This is a genomic window from Neobacillus sp. FW104-15D2 (assembly GCF_058790155.1).
In genome coordinates, this window is record NZ_JBYTCJ010000030.1 from 33,283 (window position 1) to 50,869 (window position 17,587).

Annotated in this window: 14 protein-coding genes and 1 other annotated feature; all 14 genes read right to left on the reverse strand. The window is 41.7% G+C overall.

Annotation, left to right across the window (positions count from 1 at the left end; genetic code table 11):
* Window positions 1-572: 572 nt before the first annotated feature.
* Window positions 573-1,760, reverse strand: coding sequence for an elongation factor Tu (gene tuf / locus AC3WR0_RS20275; RefSeq protein WP_492553983.1), 1,188 nt, complete (start codon window positions 1,758-1,760; stop codon window positions 573-575).
* Between the two features lie 127 nt (window positions 1,761-1,887).
* Window positions 1,888-3,969, reverse strand: a complete 2,082-nt coding sequence (fusA, locus tag AC3WR0_RS20280; protein ID WP_492553984.1) for an elongation factor G — start codon at window positions 3,967-3,969, stop codon at window positions 1,888-1,890.
* A gap of 48 nt (window positions 3,970-4,017) precedes the next feature.
* On the reverse strand, window positions 4,018-4,488 hold the full coding sequence (gene rpsG, locus AC3WR0_RS20285; RefSeq protein ID WP_492553985.1) for a 30S ribosomal protein S7: 471 nt from the start codon (window positions 4,486-4,488) through the stop codon (window positions 4,018-4,020).
* Between the two features lie 42 nt (window positions 4,489-4,530).
* A complete protein-coding gene (gene rpsL, locus AC3WR0_RS20290) occupies window positions 4,531-4,953 on the reverse strand; it encodes a 30S ribosomal protein S12 (RefSeq protein WP_308179751.1) in 423 nt (140 codons plus the stop codon).
* Between the two features lie 103 nt (window positions 4,954-5,056).
* Window positions 5,057-5,305 (reverse strand): 50S ribosomal protein L7ae-like protein, encoded by a 249-nt coding sequence (locus AC3WR0_RS20295; RefSeq protein ID WP_492553986.1) that lies wholly within the window; start codon window positions 5,303-5,305, stop codon window positions 5,057-5,059.
* Window positions 5,306-5,599: 294 nt separating this feature from the next.
* Window positions 5,600-9,196, reverse strand: a complete 3,597-nt coding sequence (gene rpoC, locus AC3WR0_RS20300) for a DNA-directed RNA polymerase subunit beta' (RefSeq protein WP_492553987.1) — start codon at window positions 9,194-9,196, stop codon at window positions 5,600-5,602.
* A gap of 91 nt (window positions 9,197-9,287) precedes the next feature.
* Complete coding sequence (gene rpoB, locus AC3WR0_RS20305; RefSeq protein WP_492553988.1) at window positions 9,288-12,848, reverse strand: DNA-directed RNA polymerase subunit beta; 3,561 nt, start codon at window positions 12,846-12,848, stop codon at window positions 9,288-9,290.
* 252 nt (window positions 12,849-13,100) lie between these two features.
* Window positions 13,101-13,703, reverse strand: a complete 603-nt coding sequence (locus tag AC3WR0_RS20310; protein ID WP_492553989.1) for a class I SAM-dependent methyltransferase — start codon at window positions 13,701-13,703, stop codon at window positions 13,101-13,103.
* A gap of 155 nt (window positions 13,704-13,858) precedes the next feature.
* A complete protein-coding gene (gene rplL, locus AC3WR0_RS20315; protein WP_492553990.1) occupies window positions 13,859-14,221 on the reverse strand; it encodes a 50S ribosomal protein L7/L12 in 363 nt (120 codons plus the stop codon).
* 54 nt (window positions 14,222-14,275) lie between these two features.
* Window positions 14,276-14,776, reverse strand: a complete 501-nt coding sequence (gene rplJ, locus AC3WR0_RS20320; protein ID WP_492553991.1) for a 50S ribosomal protein L10 — start codon at window positions 14,774-14,776, stop codon at window positions 14,276-14,278.
* Between the two features lie 31 nt (window positions 14,777-14,807).
* Window positions 14,808-14,934: a sequence feature (ribosomal protein L10 leader region), on the reverse strand.
* 51 nt (window positions 14,935-14,985) lie between these two features.
* Entirely contained in the window at window positions 14,986-15,684 is a 699-nt protein-coding gene (rplA, locus tag AC3WR0_RS20325; RefSeq protein WP_027322670.1) for a 50S ribosomal protein L1, read from the reverse strand.
* Window positions 15,685-15,848: 164 nt separating this feature from the next.
* Window positions 15,849-16,274: a 50S ribosomal protein L11 gene (rplK, locus tag AC3WR0_RS20330; protein WP_166030241.1), complete on the reverse strand. Its 426-nt coding sequence runs from the start codon at window positions 16,272-16,274 to the stop codon at window positions 15,849-15,851.
* A gap of 263 nt (window positions 16,275-16,537) precedes the next feature.
* Entirely contained in the window at window positions 16,538-17,071 is a 534-nt protein-coding gene (gene nusG / locus AC3WR0_RS20335) for a transcription termination/antitermination protein NusG (protein ID WP_027322672.1), read from the reverse strand.
* A 292-nt stretch (window positions 17,072-17,363) separates the two neighbouring features.
* Entirely contained in the window at window positions 17,364-17,546 is a 183-nt protein-coding gene (gene secE, locus AC3WR0_RS20340) for a preprotein translocase subunit SecE (protein WP_492553992.1), read from the reverse strand.
* Between the last annotated feature and the right edge of the window lie 41 nt (window positions 17,547-17,587).

Genomic DNA, 17,587 nt, shown 5'->3' on the forward strand with positions numbered 1-17,587 from the left:
CTGCAGCTCCAGAAATAACCACTCACCTTAGGTGTATTCTTGTTTTTAAATATATTATATAGAAGAAACACGTTTTTATTTCTCGTTGTAAAACCTGAAACGCTTTTGTTTTAATCAGTGTACATCCATATAAATCTAGAAAATACTAAATACTTTCAGACTCGAAAGCATTCTGTTTTACTAATGCCGTCCGAATCCATCCCTGTTTCAGACTCGAAAGCACTCTGATTTACTAATGCCGTCCGAATCCATCCCTGTTTCAGACTCGAAGGCACTTTGATTTAGCAATGCTGTCCGAATACTTCCCTGTTTCAGACTCGAATTCTCTCCGGCTTACCAATGCTGTCCGAATAGAACCGTGATTCAAGCTCAAAGGTTTTCGTACGTAAATTGGTTGTTTATAATTCATTTGAAATAAAAACTTTATAAAAAAACAGCCTTTTCCAGAAATCCTGATATATTTGTGCCATTACTATGCTGATAACTTCATTACAAAAATCATTTAAATGTAAGTTAATTAAAACAACAAAAAACAGGCGGATCGTCATCCGCCTGTTTTTAAACTACAATTATTATTCAGTGATAGTTGCTACAACGCCAGCGCCTACTGTACGGCCGCCTTCACGAATTGAGAACTTAGTTCCTTCTTCGATAGCGATTGGTGCAATAAGTTCAACTGACATTTCGATGTTGTCGCCAGGCATAACCATTTCAACGCCTTCTGGAAGATTACAGATGCCTGTAATATCAGAAGTACGGAAATAGAATTGTGGACGATAGTTTGTGAAGAATGGAGTATGACGTCCACCTTCTTCTTTTGATAATACATAAACTTCAGCTTTGAACTTTGTATGAGGTGTGATTGTCTTTGGCTTAGCCAAAACTTGTCCACGCTCGATTTCTTCACGTGCTACACCACGAAGAAGGGCACCAATGTTGTCGCCAGCTTCAGCAAAGTCAAGAAGCTTACGGAACATTTCTACACCTGTTACAGTTGTAGATTTTGGCTCTTCAGTGAAACCTACGATTTCAACTACGTCACCAACTTTAACTTGTCCACGCTCAACACGTCCTGTAGCAACTGTTCCACGACCAGTGATTGAGAAAACGTCCTCAACTGGCATCATGAATGGCTTTTCAGTGTCACGAGTTGGAGTTGGGATGTAGCTATCAACAGCATCCATTAGTTCATAGATTTTTTCTTCCCAAGAAGCTTCGCCTTCAAGAGCTTTAAGAGCAGAACCTTTGATAACAGGAATGTCATCGCCAGGGAACTCATACTCAGTAAGAAGGTCACGAATTTCCATTTCAACTAATTCAAGAAGTTCTTCGTCGTCAACCATGTCACACTTGTTCATGAATACTACAAGGTAAGGTACACCTACTTGACGAGAAAGAAGAATGTGCTCACGAGTTTGTGGCATTGGGCCGTCAGTTGCAGAAACAACTAGGATACCGCCGTCCATTTGAGCAGCACCAGTGATCATGTTTTTAACATAGTCAGCATGTCCAGGGCAGTCAACGTGTGCATAGTGACGTGCATCAGTTTCGTACTCAACGTGTGCAGTAGAGATTGTGATACCACGCTCTCTTTCCTCTGGAGCTCCGTCGATTTGATCATATGCACGAGCTTCTGCTTTACCTGTCTTTGCTAGAACAGAAGTGATTGCAGCAGTTAAAGTTGTTTTACCATGGTCAACGTGACCAATTGTTCCGATGTTAACATGGGGCTTAGAACGGTCGAATTTAGCTTTTCCCATTAGAGAAATCCTCCTTTAAATTATAAGGTTAAGTATTATAGAGATGGAACTGTGAAAAAGGTCGACTCAGTTTCACAGTTTCCATGCTTATATAAGTAGTTATACTTGATATATAGGTGAAAATCAATTATTCACCTTTATTTTTTTTGATGATTTCTTCAGAAATTGACTTTGGTACTTCTTCATAGTGATCGAAGTGCATGGAGAATACTCCACGGCCTTGTGTACTTGAACGAAGTGCTGTAGCATAACCAAACATTTCAGATAGTGGAACCATTGAGCGAACAACTTGTGCGTTACCGCGTGCTTCCATACCTTCAACACGGCCACGGCGTGCAGTAATTTGGCCCATGATATCCCCAAGATATTCTTCAGGAATAACAACTTCAACTCTCATTACTGGTTCAAGGATTACAGGCTTACACTTAGATGCTGCGTTTTTAAGAGCCATAGAAGCTGCAATTTTAAACGCCATTTCAGAAGAGTCAACATCATGGTAAGATCCATCGAACAATCTTGCTTTGATATCTACTAGCGGATAACCTGCAAGAACACCTCTATCAAGAGAATCTTCAAGACCAGCTTGTACAGCAGGAATGTATTCACGAGGAACTACACCGCCGACGATTCCGTTTTCAAATTCAAAACCTTTTCCTTCTTCATTTGGAGAGAACTCAATCCAAACGTGTCCGTATTGTCCGCGTCCACCAGATTGACGTGCGAACTTACCTTCTACCTGAGCAGAACCACGGAAAGTTTCACGGTACGCAACCTGTGGAGCACCAACATTTGCTTCTACCTTGAATTCGCGACGCATACGGTCAACGATGATATCCAAGTGAAGCTCACCCATACCAGCAATGATGGTTTGACCAGTCTCTTGGTCAGTATGAGCACGGAACGTTGGGTCTTCCTCTTGAAGCTTTTGAAGAGCTTGACCCATTTTGTCCTGGTCAGCTTTTGATTTTGGTTCAACTGAAAGCTGAATAACTGGTTCAGGGAATTGCATAGACTCTAAGATAACAAGGTTTTTCTCATCACATAGAGTATCACCAGTTGTAGTGTCTTTAAGACCAACAGCTGCTGCAATATCACCGGCAAAAACCTTAGCGATTTCCTGACGGCTGTTTGCGTGCATCTGAAGGATACGTCCGATACGCTCACGCTTGCCCTTTGTAGAGTTTTGGACATATGATCCAGACTCTAAAGTACCAGAGTAAACACGGAAGAACGTTAATTTACCAACATAAGGGTCAGTCATAACTTTAAATGCAAGAGCTGAAAATGGCTCTTCATCACTTGAATGACGTTCAATAACATCTTCGTCGTCATCTACTGCATGACCTTTAATTGCAGGTACATCAAGTGGAGATGGAAGATAGTCAATTACAGCATCAAGCATTAACTGAACACCTTTGTTTTTAAATGCAGATCCACAGATAACAGGGTAGAATTCTACATTAACGGTACCTTTACGAATCGCTGCTTTCAGCTCTTCTTTAGTGATTTCTTCACCGCCAAGGTATTTTTCCATTAATTCTTCATCTAATTCTGCTACTGCTTCAACAAGCTTTTCACGGTATTCTTCAGCTAGTGCTTTGTGTTCTTCAGGAATTTCACGGACTTCGATATCTGTGCCCAAGTCATTTCCGTAGAATACTGCATTCATTTCAACTAAGTCGATGATAGCCTCGAATTCATCTTCGGCACCAATCGGAAGTTGAATTGGATGTGCATTAGCCTGCAGACGCTCATGTATTGTTTTCACAGAGTACAAGAAGTCAGCACCGATTTTATCCATTTTGTTAACAAAAACTACACGAGGTACACCGTAAGTTGTAGCTTGACGCCAAACTGTTTCAGTTTGGGGTTCTACACCAGACTGTGCATCAAGTACAGCCACAGCTCCATCAAGAACACGAAGGGAACGTTCAACTTCAACTGTGAAGTCTACGTGTCCTGGAGTGTCAATGATGTTTACGCGATGGCCTTTCCATTGTGCAGTTGTTGCAGCAGAAGTGATTGTGATACCACGTTCCTGCTCTTGCTCCATCCAGTCCATTTGAGAAGCGCCTTCATGAGTTTCACCGATCTTATGGATACGGCCAGTATAATAAAGTACGCGCTCAGTGGTAGTCGTTTTACCGGCATCGATGTGAGCCATGATACCGATATTACGAGTGTTAAATAAGGAGAACTCTCTTGCCATTGGGTCTTTCTCCTTCCTAGTATGAAAAATTTTATATTGAAGGTTAGATTACCAACGATAGTGAGCAAACGCTTTGTTTGCTTCAGCCATTTTATGAGTGTCTTCACGTTTTTTAACAGAAGCACCTGTATTGTTGGCAGCATCAAGGATTTCATTAGCTAAACGCTCTTCCATTGTTTTCTCACCACGAAGACGAGAATAGTTTACCAACCAGCGAAGACCAAGTGTTGTACGGCGGTCAGGTCGCACCTCAACTGGTACTTGATAGTTAGCTCCACCTACACGGCGGGCTCTAACTTCAAGAACTGGCATAATATTTTTAAGTGCTGCTTCGAATACTTCCATTGGCTCTTTTCCAGAACGCTCACGAATAGTATCGAACGCGTTATAAAGAATAGCCTGGGACTTACCTCTTTTACCGTCTTCCATCATTTTATTGATCAGACGAGTAACTAACTTTGAATTGTAAAGCGGATCTGGCAAAACGTCTCTTTTTGCTACAGGACCTTTACGAGGCATGTAATTTCCTCCTTTCAAAAAAATCTTCTATTTTTAGAGTGTTTATTTCTTTGGTGCTTTCGGACGCTTAGTACCGTACTTAGAACGGCCTTGCATACGATTGTTAACTCCAGCTGTATCAAGCGCACCACGAACGATGTGGTAACGTACCCCTGGTAAGTCTTTTACACGTCCTCCGCGAATAAGAACAACACTGTGCTCTTGAAGGTTGTGGCCAATACCAGGAATGTATGCAGTCACCTCAATACCGTTTGTCAAACGTACACGAGCATATTTACGTAACGCTGAGTTCGGTTTCTTTGGAGTCATTGTACCAACACGAGTACATACTCCGCGTTTTTGTGGTGAAGATACATTTGTTTGTGATTTCTTGAAGCTGTTGTAACCTTTATTAAGTGCAGGTGATTTTGACTTTTCCTCTTTTGTTTGGCGAGGTTTACGCACTAATTGGTTAATAGTAGGCATGTTTTTTCCTCCTTTCACGACTTTGTTGACCCACACATCCAGGTGGTTCATTTTTTTGCAAAAACAAAGTTTTTGCAGACTCATCTATCTACAAAAACAGTTTTTAACTGATAATAGCAACAGCTGCGGCACCAACTTTTATCCCACATGCTTTTCCGAGTTTTTTCATCGTATCGGCATAATGGACAGGCACTTTCTTCTTAAGAGCAATATTTATAACAGGATCAGTGAGTTTTGGATCAGCATCCTCCGCTATAATAACCTCTTTGGCCGTACCTTCATTAAGTGCTTTGACTGTCTGTTTTGTCCCTATACTGACTTCTTTAGCCCGTAATACTTTTTCATAAGACATTTTTGATATCCTCCAAAGTATCAGGTGAATAGGAGCACCTTTGATATATTAACATCTAGTGAATCTAATGTCAACACAACTTTGAAAAATCGTTTTCTATGAAAGTTAAACATTCCTTTAGATTTCACTTCAGGCGCTCCCTTTCCGCCGGCAGTCTGTGAGCATCCGGCGCTCTGCGCCTGTGAAGTCTCACTTGGTCCTGCTTTCCCGGAGTCTCACACCTTCTATTCCAATAAAGATCTTGTTTCTTTCAAAATGCGGCACCTGCTCCATCGCAAGTGCCGCTCATAAAAATTACTCGATTGTCATTTCTTCTGTTTCTGTACCAGCAAATACAGGTTCAGCCCTTCGGTAACGCTGCATTCCTGTTCCTGCTGGAACAAGTTTACCGATGATAACATTCTCTTTTAGGCCAAGAAGCTCATCGCGTTTACCTTTAATAGCTGCGTCTGTAAGAACTCTTGTAGTTTCCTGGAAGGAAGCTGCTGACAAGAAGGAATCAGTCTCAAGAGATGCTTTGGTAATTCCAAGAAGAACTGGACGGCCAGTTGCTGGGAGTTTACCGCTAAGAAGCGCTCTCTCGTTCGCATCTGTAAATTGATGTATATCAAGCAAAGTACCTGGCAGAACCTCAGTTTCACCGGCATCAATAACACGTACTTTACGAAGCATCTGGCGTACCATTACCTCAATGTGCTTGTCACCAATTTCAACACCCTGCATACGGTATACTTTCTGTACCTCGCGAAGCAAGTATTCCTGAACAGCGCCAACGTCTCTGACCTTGATAAGTTCTTTCGGGTCGATAGAACCTTCAGTCATTTCAGTTCCGCGATGTACTTTATCATTAACTGCCACTTTGAGTCTTGCTGTGTAAGGAGCTGTATATGTTCTTGATTCAACATCACCTTGTACAACAATTTCCTGCTGACGGTCACGACCCTCATTAATGCCAACAATCACACCTTCGATTTCGGAAATGACTGCCTGCCCTTTAGGGTTACGTGCTTCAAAAATTTCCTGGATACGAGGCAAACCTTGTGTAATATCGTCTCCAGCAACACCACCGGTATGGAAGGTACGCATTGTTAACTGCGTTCCTGGCTCACCGATTGACTGAGCAGCGATAATACCAACCGCTTCGCCCACTTCCACTTCCTGGCCAGTTGCCAGATTGCGTCCGTAACACTTCTTACACACACCATGGCGTGTATTACATGTAAAGGCGGAACGGATATTAACTTCATCTATGCCTGTGCCTACAATTATTTCAGCAAGATCCTCTGTGATCAGGCCATTCTCCGGAACTAAAACTTCTTTTGTTTCCGGATGCTTGATTGCGCGGCGTGCATAACGGCCAATTAAACGTTCTTCCAGGGATTCAATAATTTCAGTGCCATCTTTCAAAGCTTGTATAACGAGTCCACGGTCAGTTCCGCAATCATCTTCACGGACGATTACATCCTGCGCTACGTCAACCAGACGTCGAGTCAGGTAACCAGAGTCAGCTGTTTTAAGAGCTGTATCAGCAAGTCCTTTACGCGCACCGTGAGTTGAAATGAAGTATTCCAAAACGGTTAATCCTTCACGGAAACTTGATTTGATTGGGAGCTCGATAATACGGCCGGCCGGGTTGGCCATCAGACCACGCATACCAGCAAGCTGGGTAAAGTTGGACGCGTTACCACGGGCACCAGAGTCACTCATCATAAAAATTGGATTCGTCTTATTCAAAGACTTCATCAGTTTACCCTGAATTACATCTTTCGCCTGGCTCCGAATAGAGATAACACGGTCATAGCGCTCTTCTTCAGTGATAAGACCACGTCTGAACTGTTTCAAAACGTTATCTACTTTATGCTGGGCTTCTGTCAAAATTTCCTGCTTCTCAGGAAGTACGACGATATCAGCCACACCAACAGTAATACCGGCTTTAGTTGAGTGCTTAAATCCTAGATCCTTCATACGGTCAAGCATCTTAGAAGTTTCAGTGATTTTGAATCGCTTGAATACTTCTGCGATGATATTTCCGAGAATTTTCTTTTTAAACGGATCAACCAATGGAAGATCCTTAATTCTTGCTTTTATATCTGCACCTTTTTCGACAAAGTATCTTTCAGGTGTTTTTACTTCCAGGTTATCTCTTGTTGGTTCATTAATATATGGGAACGATTTCGGCAAGATTTCATTAAACACAAGCTTTCCTACTGTAGTAAGTAGAAGCTGGTGATTTTGTTCTTCCGTAAATGTTTCATTTTTCAATGAGCCTGCATGCACGGCAACTCTTGTATGCAGATGAACGTAGCCATTTTGATATGCGATAAGGGCTTCATTTGTATCATTAAAGACCATACCTTCGCCTACTGAACCTTCTCTTTCAAGTGTGAGGTAGTAGTTTCCTAGCACCATATCCTGGGATGGAGTAACAACCGGCTTTCCATCTTTCGGATTAAGGATGTTTTGGGCAGCAAGCATCAGCATACGTGCTTCAGCCTGGGCTTCAGCAGAAAGCGGTACGTGAACAGCCATTTGGTCACCGTCAAAGTCAGCGTTGTATGCAGTACATACAAGCGGGTGAAGGCGGATTGCACGGCCTTCTACAAGAGTTGGTTCAAACGCCTGAATTCCGAGTCTGTGAAGTGTAGGGGCACGATTCAGAAGAACCGGATGCTCCTTAATAACTTCTTCTAGTACATCCCATACATCAGGTGATAATCTTTCAATTTTGCGTTTTGCAGACTTGATGTTGTGAGCCAATCCTTTTTCAACTAGTTCCTTCATAACAAATGGCTTGAAGAGTTCAATTGCCATTTCCTTTGGAAGACCACATTGATACATTTTTAGATTTGGACCTACAACGATTACAGAACGGCCCGAATAGTCAACACGTTTTCCTAACAGGTTTTGACGGAAACGTCCCTGTTTCCCCTTCAGCATATGTGAAAGAGATTTTAACGGGCGATTACCAGGACCAGTAACCGGTCTTCCGCGACGTCCATTATCAATTAATGCGTCAACAGCTTCCTGGAGCATACGCTTTTCGTTTTGAACAATAATGCTTGGAGCACCAAGGTCCAATAAACGCTTTAAGCGATTGTTCCGGTTGATGACACGGCGGTATAAATCGTTCAAGTCAGAAGTAGCAAATCTTCCTCCATCCAACTGTACCATTGGACGAAGTTCCGGAGGAATAACCGGAAGAACATCAAGGATCATCCATGAAGGCTCATTGCCTGAACCACGGAATGCCTCAACTACTTCTAGGCGTTTGATAGCGCGAGTACGGCGCTGGCCTTGTGCAGTTTTTAATTCCTCTTTAAGAGTGTCAGCCTCTTTATTTAAATCAATATCAGAAAGAAGCTTTTTAATCGCTTCCGCACCCATGGAAGCCTGGAATTTGCTTCCATACTTTTCACGGTATGCACGATATTCTTTTTCAGATAATAGCTGTTTTTTCTCGAGAGCAGTATCTCCTGATTCAGTTACAACGTATGAAGCAAAGTAAATAACTTCCTCAAGTGCACGGGGTGACATATCCAAAACAAGACCCATACGGCTTGGAATGCCTTTGAAATACCATATGTGTGATACAGGAGCAGCCAATTCAATATGGCCCATGCGCTCACGACGTACCTTAGCGCGTGTTACTTCAACTCCGCATCGGTCACAAACAACGCCTTTATAACGGACGCGTTTATACTTTCCGCAGTGACATTCCCAGTCTTTTGTCGGACCAAAAATACGTTCACAGAAGAGACCGTCTTTTTCAGGCTTCAGTGTTCGATAGTTGATGGTTTCCGGTTTTTTTACTTCACCAAAAGACCAAGAACGGATCTTATCGGGTGAAGCAAGACCGATTTTCATATACTCAAAATTATTAACATCCAGCAAGGGGCCTACCTCCCTTTCGATATCCAGGTTTTCCCTAAACGAGCGGATAAGGCCAAACAACTTTTGCTATTTGGCCTAAATTCCCTCTTTATTACTCTTTGGAACCCACTTTTTCGGATTCAAAACTATTTTTTTCAGGAGTAATGTTTAATGTATCTGATTGATGAATATCATCATCATCATCTGTATCGCGTAATTCAATTTCCTGCTCATCGCTGGAAAGCATCTTAACATCCATACCCAAGCTTTGAAGTTCTTTGATTAATACCTTGAAAGACTCAGGAATGCCCGGTTCAGGAACATTTTCGCCTTTAACAATTGCCTCATATGTTTTCACACGGCCGACAACGTCATCGGACTTCACTGTCAATATTTCCTGAAGTGTATAAGCAGCACCGTAAGCTTCAAGAGCCCAAACTTCCATTTCTCCGAAACGCTGTCCGCCGAATTGAGCTTTACCGCCAAGAGGCTGCTGCGTAACAAGAGAGTAAGGACCAGTAGAACGCGCATGGAGCTTATCGTCAACCATGTGCGCAAGTTTGATCATGTACATGACACCAACAGACACTCGGTTATCAAACGGCTCACCTGAGCGGCCATCATACAGGACTGTTTTTGCGTCACGGGCCATACCTGCTTCTTCGATTGTAGACCAAACATCTTCTTCTCGTGCTCCGTCAAATACAGGAGTTGCTACATGGATTCCAAGTGCCCTTGCAGCCATTCCAAGATGGAGTTCAAGCACCTGTCCAATGTTCATACGAGAAGGAACCCCTAGTGGGTTTAACATGATATCAACCGGTGTTCCATCAGGAAGGAAAGGCATATCTTCTTCAGGCAATATTCGGGAGATAACCCCTTTATTACCGTGGCGTCCTGCCATTTTATCGCCTTCATGAATTTTACGTTTTTGAACAATATACGCACGAACAAGCTGGTTAACACCCGGTGGCAGTTCATCTCCGTCTTCACGGTTAAATACTTTAACGTCAAGAACGATTCCGCCTCCGCCATGCGGAACACGAAGTGAAGTGTCTCGGACTTCACGGGCTTTTTCACCAAAGATAGCGTGTAATAGCCTTTCTTCCGCTGTCAGTTCAGTTACTCCCTTTGGAGTTACTTTACCAACAAGAAGATCTCCATCCTTAACTTCGGCTCCAATTCGGATAATTCCGCGCTCATCCAAATTGCGAAGTGCATCTTCACCAACGTTTGGAATATCGCGTGTAATTTCCTCAGGTCCAAGCTTAGTATCACGTGATTCTGATTCATATTCTTCAATATGAATTGAAGTATATACATCGTCTTTAACAAGACGTTCACTCATAATAATTGCATCTTCATAGTTGTATCCGTCCCAAGTCATGAAAGCAACAAGGACGTTACGGCCAAGAGCCAGTTCACCAAGTTCCATAGAAGGTCCGTCCGCAAGGATTTCACCTTTTGTTACACGATCTCCTACAGCTACAATTGGACGCTGGTTGTAGCAGGTACCCTGGTTGGAACGAATGAATTTAAGCATTCTGTACTTCTTAAGGTCACCTTTGACTTCCTGTCCGTCAACCTCATGTGTTTCGCGAACCCACACTTCACGTGCTTCAACGTGTTCAACGATACCATCAGATTTACAAATAACAGCCGCGCCGGAGTCTTTACCTGATACATATTCCATACCAGTTCCAACTCTTGGTGCTTCAGGCTGCAGCAATGGAACAGCCTGACGCTGCATGTTCGCACCCATCAGGGCACGGTTGGAGTCGTCGTTTTCTAAGAACGGAATACATGCGGTCGCCGCAGATACAACCTGCTTTGGAGATACATCCATGTAGTCAATTCTATCACGATTAACAACTGTATTTTCGCCACGGAAACGGGCAACGATATCCTGATCAATAAACGAACCATCTTCATCAAGGCGTGAATTTGCCTGGGCAACAACATAGTTATCTTCTTCATCTGCAGTCAGGTAGTCGATCCTGCTTGTCACTTTTCCTGTCTCCGGGTCAACCCTTCGATATGGAGTTTCAATGAAACCAAAGCGGTTTACCTTTGCAAAAGAGGATAAGGAGTTGATAAGACCAATGTTTGGTCCTTCAGGCGTTTCAATCGGACACATACGGCCATAGTGAGAATAATGAACGTCACGCACCTCAAAGCCGGCACGTTCTCGTGTAAGTCCACCTGGTCCGAGTGCTGAAAGACGGCGCTTATGCGTCAATTCTGCAAGCGGATTTGTTTGATCCATAAATTGCGATAATTGAGAGCTTCCAAAGAACTCCTTAATTGAAGCAATAACCGGACGAATATTAATTAGCTGCTGCGGTGTAATAGTTGCTGTATCCTGAATGGACATTCTTTCACGAACAACACGTTCCATCCTTGATAAACCAATACGGAACTGGTTCTGCAGCAATTCACCAACAGAACGAAGGCGGCGGTTACCCAGATGGTCAATATCATCTGTGTCTCCCACTCCGTGAAGCAGGTTAAAGAAATAACTGATGGATGAAATAATATCAGAAGGGGAAATATTCTTCACCGCTTCTTCAACATAAGCATTTCCAATTACATTAATTACTTTTTCATTTTCATCATTAGGAGCGTAAATCTTAATGGATTGAAGAAGAATGTCATCCTCTACTACTCCACCTGATGGATGGAAATTACCAAAATTAATGTTCTTTTCAAGCGCAGGGATAATCCTGTCTAGATTACGGCGGTCAAGAAGTGTTCCTTTATCCGCAATAATTTCACCTGTGTCCGGATCAACTAAGGCCTCTGCAAGACGCTGTCCAAACAGACGGTTTTTAATATGAAGCTTTTTATTAATCTTATAGCGTCCTACATTTGCCAGGTCGTAACGCTTAGGGTCGAAAAATCTTGAGACTAAAAGACTCTTTGCGTTGTCAACTGTTGGCGGTTCGCCTGGACGAAGTCGCTCATAGATTTCTAGAAGTGCTTTTTCAACACTTTCTGTATTGTCTTTTTCAAGCGTATTTCGGATATATTCATTATCTCCGATTAACTCGATTATTTCTTGATCAGAGCCAACTCCAAGGGCACGCAAAAGAACCGTAACGGGCAATTTCCGAGTACGATCTATCCTGACATACACGACGTCTTTTGCGTCGGTTTCATATTCCAGCCAGGCGCCACGATTCGGAATTACAGTAGCTGTGTATCCTCTTTTTCCGTTTTTATCGACTTTTCCGCTGAAATAAACACTCGGAGATCGAACCAACTGAGATACGATAACACGTTCAGCACCATTAATTACAAAGGTGCCTGTCTCAGTCATAAGCGGGAAATCACCCATGAAAACTTCCTGGTCTTTTACTTCTCCTGTTTCTTTGTTTAAAAGACGTACCTTCACACGCAGTGGTGCTGCATAAGTAACATCTCTTTCTTTTGATTCCGGAACGGAATACTTTGGTTCGCCAAGGCTATAATCAATAAATTCCAGTGATAGGTTACCAGTAAAGTCTTCAATTGGAGAAATGTCCTGGAACATCTCACGCAATCCCTCATCAAGAAACCATTGATAAGAAGAGGTTTGGATTTCGATTAGATTTGGTAATTCTAAAACTTCACTGATTCGCGCGTAACTTCTTCGTTGGCGGTGTCGTCCATACTGAACTAGTTGACCTGTCAACTGATTCACCCCTCAAATCAAGCTTTATTAAAATCTATTTGCGCCTTACAAAAAGGAAAATCACAGCCTTTTCATAAGACAAAAAGAAAAAGGGTTTTTTCCTTAAAAACCACATTTTCACATTTTTGACTATTATTTTGTCATCTTTTCCGTCTTTATCCACTTTTATACAACAAAAAAGGGTAAAAAAGGGAATAATCCAGAAAATATTATGTTGGCATTGTACAATACTAACATAGTGACATTTCACAGTCAATCTTTTTTAGCTCTTAGGATAAAATAACCCTTTTCTTTTGCTGCAACCTCAACATGACCATACAACTCTTTTAATTTTTCAATTGCAGAGGGCGCCCCCTGCTTTTTTTGAATAACAACCCACAATTCTCCGCCTTGCACTAAATGATCATGGCTTTGTTCAAAAATCTCATGGACAACTTTTTTTCCTGCCCTGATAGGAGGATTAGTGAGAATTGCCGCAAACTCTGTTTCTTTCACTTCATTAAGCCGGTCACTTTCATAAATCTCCACGTTGCTAACGTTATTGATTTTGGCATTTTCCTGCGCCAGTTCCAATGCCCGTTCATTTACATCCACCATATGTACTGACCTCTGCTCATGGTGTTTCGCAATAGCGAGCCCAATTGGACCATATCCGCAGCCAACATCAAGTATCTTTCCGTCTGTTTCAGGAAGATTAAATGTTTCTATTAATAGCCGCGAACCAAAGTCTACCTCTCTCTTTGAAAATACTCCATTATCGGTTTTAAAACGGAAATGGGTATTCAAAAGGGCAAACTCCCAATATTTAGGGTCACTTTCAACTTTTTGGGTTCGGGAATAGTAATGTTCAGTCAAAATCATCACCTCCAGCGGTGAATAAATAATGAAGATACTATAGAGGAAAAACAGATACGAAATGAATTATATTTCATTTAATAGAGAAAAGCAAAAAGATGAATTTAAAAAGTTAAAAAAAGCCCGCTTATGCAGCGAGCTTTTTTACAGTCAGATTACTTAACTTCAACGCCAGCTCCAACTTCTTCAAGTTTGCCTTTGATTTCTTCAGCTTCTTCTTTAGAAGCGCCTTCTTTAACAGCTTTTGGAGTGTTGTCAACAAGGTCTTTTGCTTCTTTAAGTCCAAGACCAGTGATTTCACGAACAACTTTGATAACTTTAATTTTTTGGTCGCCAGCGCTAGTTAGAACAACGTCAAACTCAGTTTGTTCTTCAACAGCAGCGCCGCCAGCAACAGCACCCATTGCTACAGGAGCAGCAGCAGTTACGCCGAATTCTTCTTCAATTGCTTTAACAAGATCGTTAAGTTCTAAAACAGTCATGCTTTTAACTGCTTCAATGATTTGTTCTTTAGTCATGATATATTTCCTCCTTGGGATTTTAGGTTTTTTATTTTTTAACCAAAGTGAAGCTTACGCGCCTTGTTCTTCTTTTTGATCTGCAACTGCTTTTGCAGCAAGAGCAAGATTGCGGATTGGAGCTTGAAGTACGCTAAGCAGCATAGAAAGCAAGCCTTCGCGTGATGGCAGTTCAGCAAGAGCTTTAACTTCTTCAACAGAAGTGATATTACCCTCGATTACACCTGCTTTAATCTCAAGAGCTTCATTTTTCTTAGCGAAGTCATTAAGAATTTTAGCTGGCGCTACTACATCTTCATTACTGAATGCAATTGCATTCGGACCTGTTAAAGCATCATTTAGACCTGAAAGGCCTGCAGCTTCAGCAGCACGACGAGTCATTGAGTTTTTGTAAACTTTGAAATCGATGCCTGCTTCACGAAGTTGTTTACGAAGTTCAGTTACTTCACCAACAGTCAATCCACGGTAGTCAACAACGATAGTTGATTGGCTAGCTTGGAACTTAGCTGTGATTTCGTCAACGATTTGCTTTTTAAGTTCAATTACATTGCTCATCTTTACACCTCCTGTAGTTGATGCATTTATACCGGGCAAATAAAAACCTCCATATCAAGAAGACACGGAGGTTTAATACAATAATTTATATCGTATTACCTCGGCAGGGAATTAAGCCGGCTGGCACCTGCTGTCTTCGGTACAAATGTTTAATTTATTCAAACAACAAAAATGATTATATAAAATACAATTCAAATTGTCAATTTGTATTATTTTACAGTTACAGTTGAAGGATCTACTTTTACGCCAGGTCCCATTGTAGAAGAAACAGTAACGTTCTTCATGTAAGTACCTTTTGCAGCAGCAGGCTTAACTTTTACTAAAGTATCAAAAATTGTGTTGAAGTTTTCAACAAGCTTTTGATCTTCGAAAGAAGCTTTGCCGATAGGAACATGAATGTTTCCTACTTTATCAACGCGGTATTCAACTTTACCAGCTTTGATTTCGTTAATAGCTCTAGTTACATCAAAAGTAACAGTGCCAGTTTTAGGGTTAGGCATTAAGCCTTTAGGTCCTAACACACGGCCAAGCTTACCAACTTCACCCATCATGTCAGGTGTAGCAACGATTACATCAAAATCAAACCAGCCTTGCTGAATTTTAGTGATGTATTCTGCATCTCCAACATAATCTGCGCCAGCTGCTTCTGCTTCTTTTACTTTTTCGCCCTTAGCGAAAACTAGAACGCGTTGAGTTTTACCAGTGCCGTTTGGCAGAACTACCGCGCCACGGATTTGCTGGTCAGCTTTCTTAGGGTCTACGCCCAGACGGAAAGCAGCTTCAACAGTTGCATCAAATTTAGCGAAGTTTGTTTTCTTCGCTAGTTCGATTGCTTCAGCAATCGCATAAGCTTTAGTATTGTCAACAAGCTTTGCAGCTTCTACATACTTTTTGCCTTTTTTAGCCATTTTTATTTCCTCCTAGATTGTGGTTTTAGCGGAATAACCTCCCACTTCGCGACACCCAGCTGGGCATCAAGAAAAGCACAGGCTTTTCTGCGGTACGAATAAAGGTTGCGAGTGAACAAATTCAGCCTCGCAACCCCAATCATACCAAAACAGTTTCGCCTTGATTAGTCTTCGATAACGATACCCATGCTGCGTGCAGTACCTTCAACCATGCGCATTGCGCTTTCAACGCTAGCTGCGTTTAGGTCAGGCATTTTCTGTTCAGCAATCTCGCGTACCTTATCACGTTTAACTGTTGCTACTTTATTACGGTTAGGCTGGCCTGAACCAGACTGGATTCCAGCTGCTACTTTCAAAAGAACGGCAGCAGGAGGAGTTTTCGTAATAAATGTAAATGAACGGTCTTCAAAAACCGTGATTTCAACAGGAATAATTAAACCAGCTTGATCTGCTGTACGAGCGTTAAACTCTTTACAGAATCCCATGATGTTAACACCTGCTTGACCCAATGCTGGACCAACCGGTGGAGCCGGGTTAGCTTTACCCGCAGGAATTTGCAATTTTACAACTTTAATTACTTTTTTAGCCACGAGACACACCTCCTTAAAGTCCGTGATGTGGTAATAGGGGAAAACCCCTCCCACTCAACAATAGCCTTTATATAAAATAAAGAACTTGATAACATATGTCCAGTCTCGTTGTCCAAGACATACTGACCTATGAAATATTATCACTTTTTACAATTCATTTCAAGTTATTTTGGAATATAGGATGATTTTTCTTTAAAAACTAGTAACTATCCATCTCTAATGTCCAGTATCTACCGCCCTAATCGGGCATTTAAGCTCATCTTTTATAATTTATCGATCTGTGTGAAGTCAAGTTCTACTGGGGTATCCCGTCCGAACATATTAACAAGAACCTTCAATTTAGACTTATCCTTGTCCATTTCTTCAATGCTTCCAGTGAAGTTAGCAAACGGACCTTCTTTGACTCTTACTGTCTCGCCAATTTCATAATCAATATCTGCGCGTCTTTCTTCTACACCCATTCTCTTCAGAATCACATTAACTTCTTCTGGCAAAAGCGCTGTAGGCTTTGATCCTGAACCCGCAGAGCCGACAAAGCCTGTGACCCCAGGAGTATTCCGGACTACATACCAGGAGTCATCAGTCATAATGATCTCAACTAATACATATCCAGGAAAAACTTTGCGTTTAACAACTTTCTTTTTACCATTTTTAAAATCAGTTTCTTCTTCTTCCGGTACAACCACGCGAAAAATCTTATCTGACATACCCATTGATTCTACACGTTTTTCAAGGTTTGCTTTAACCTTGTTTTCGTACCCTGAGTACGTATGAACAACATACCAATTCTTTTCCATTCAAGAGGACTATTCGTCCGTCCCTCCCTGCTCTAAATCTAATTATTTTAATCGTCATCAATACGAGTTTCACTTAATGATGTCTAGCTCCAGTGCCTCTCCCTCGTATTATGCCTGTCGGAGGCCCACAAATGTGGATGAGATATGCGTTGCAACAGGACGTAGCGCGTCAAGCCTTTAATCATTAAACCAAGACGCTTTCGCTTTTCTTGGACAAATTAAAAAACCCGTTAAACGGGCTTTACAAAAAATTTCCTTTGATATTCTCCATTATACCATGAAATGGTTATGGTTATTCAAGAATTAAACGGATCAATTTTGAAATACCTGAATCAATAATAGCGAAAAATATAGCAACGAATGCAACTGTTGATAAAACAGTGATGGTGTAGCGGGTTAATTCCTTGCGTCTTGGCCAGCTGACCTTTCTCATTTCACGGCCTATTTCACTGAAGAACTTGGTTAAACGCTGCATTTTTTGTGACCTCCATCTATGGGAATTGCTAAAATTTATGT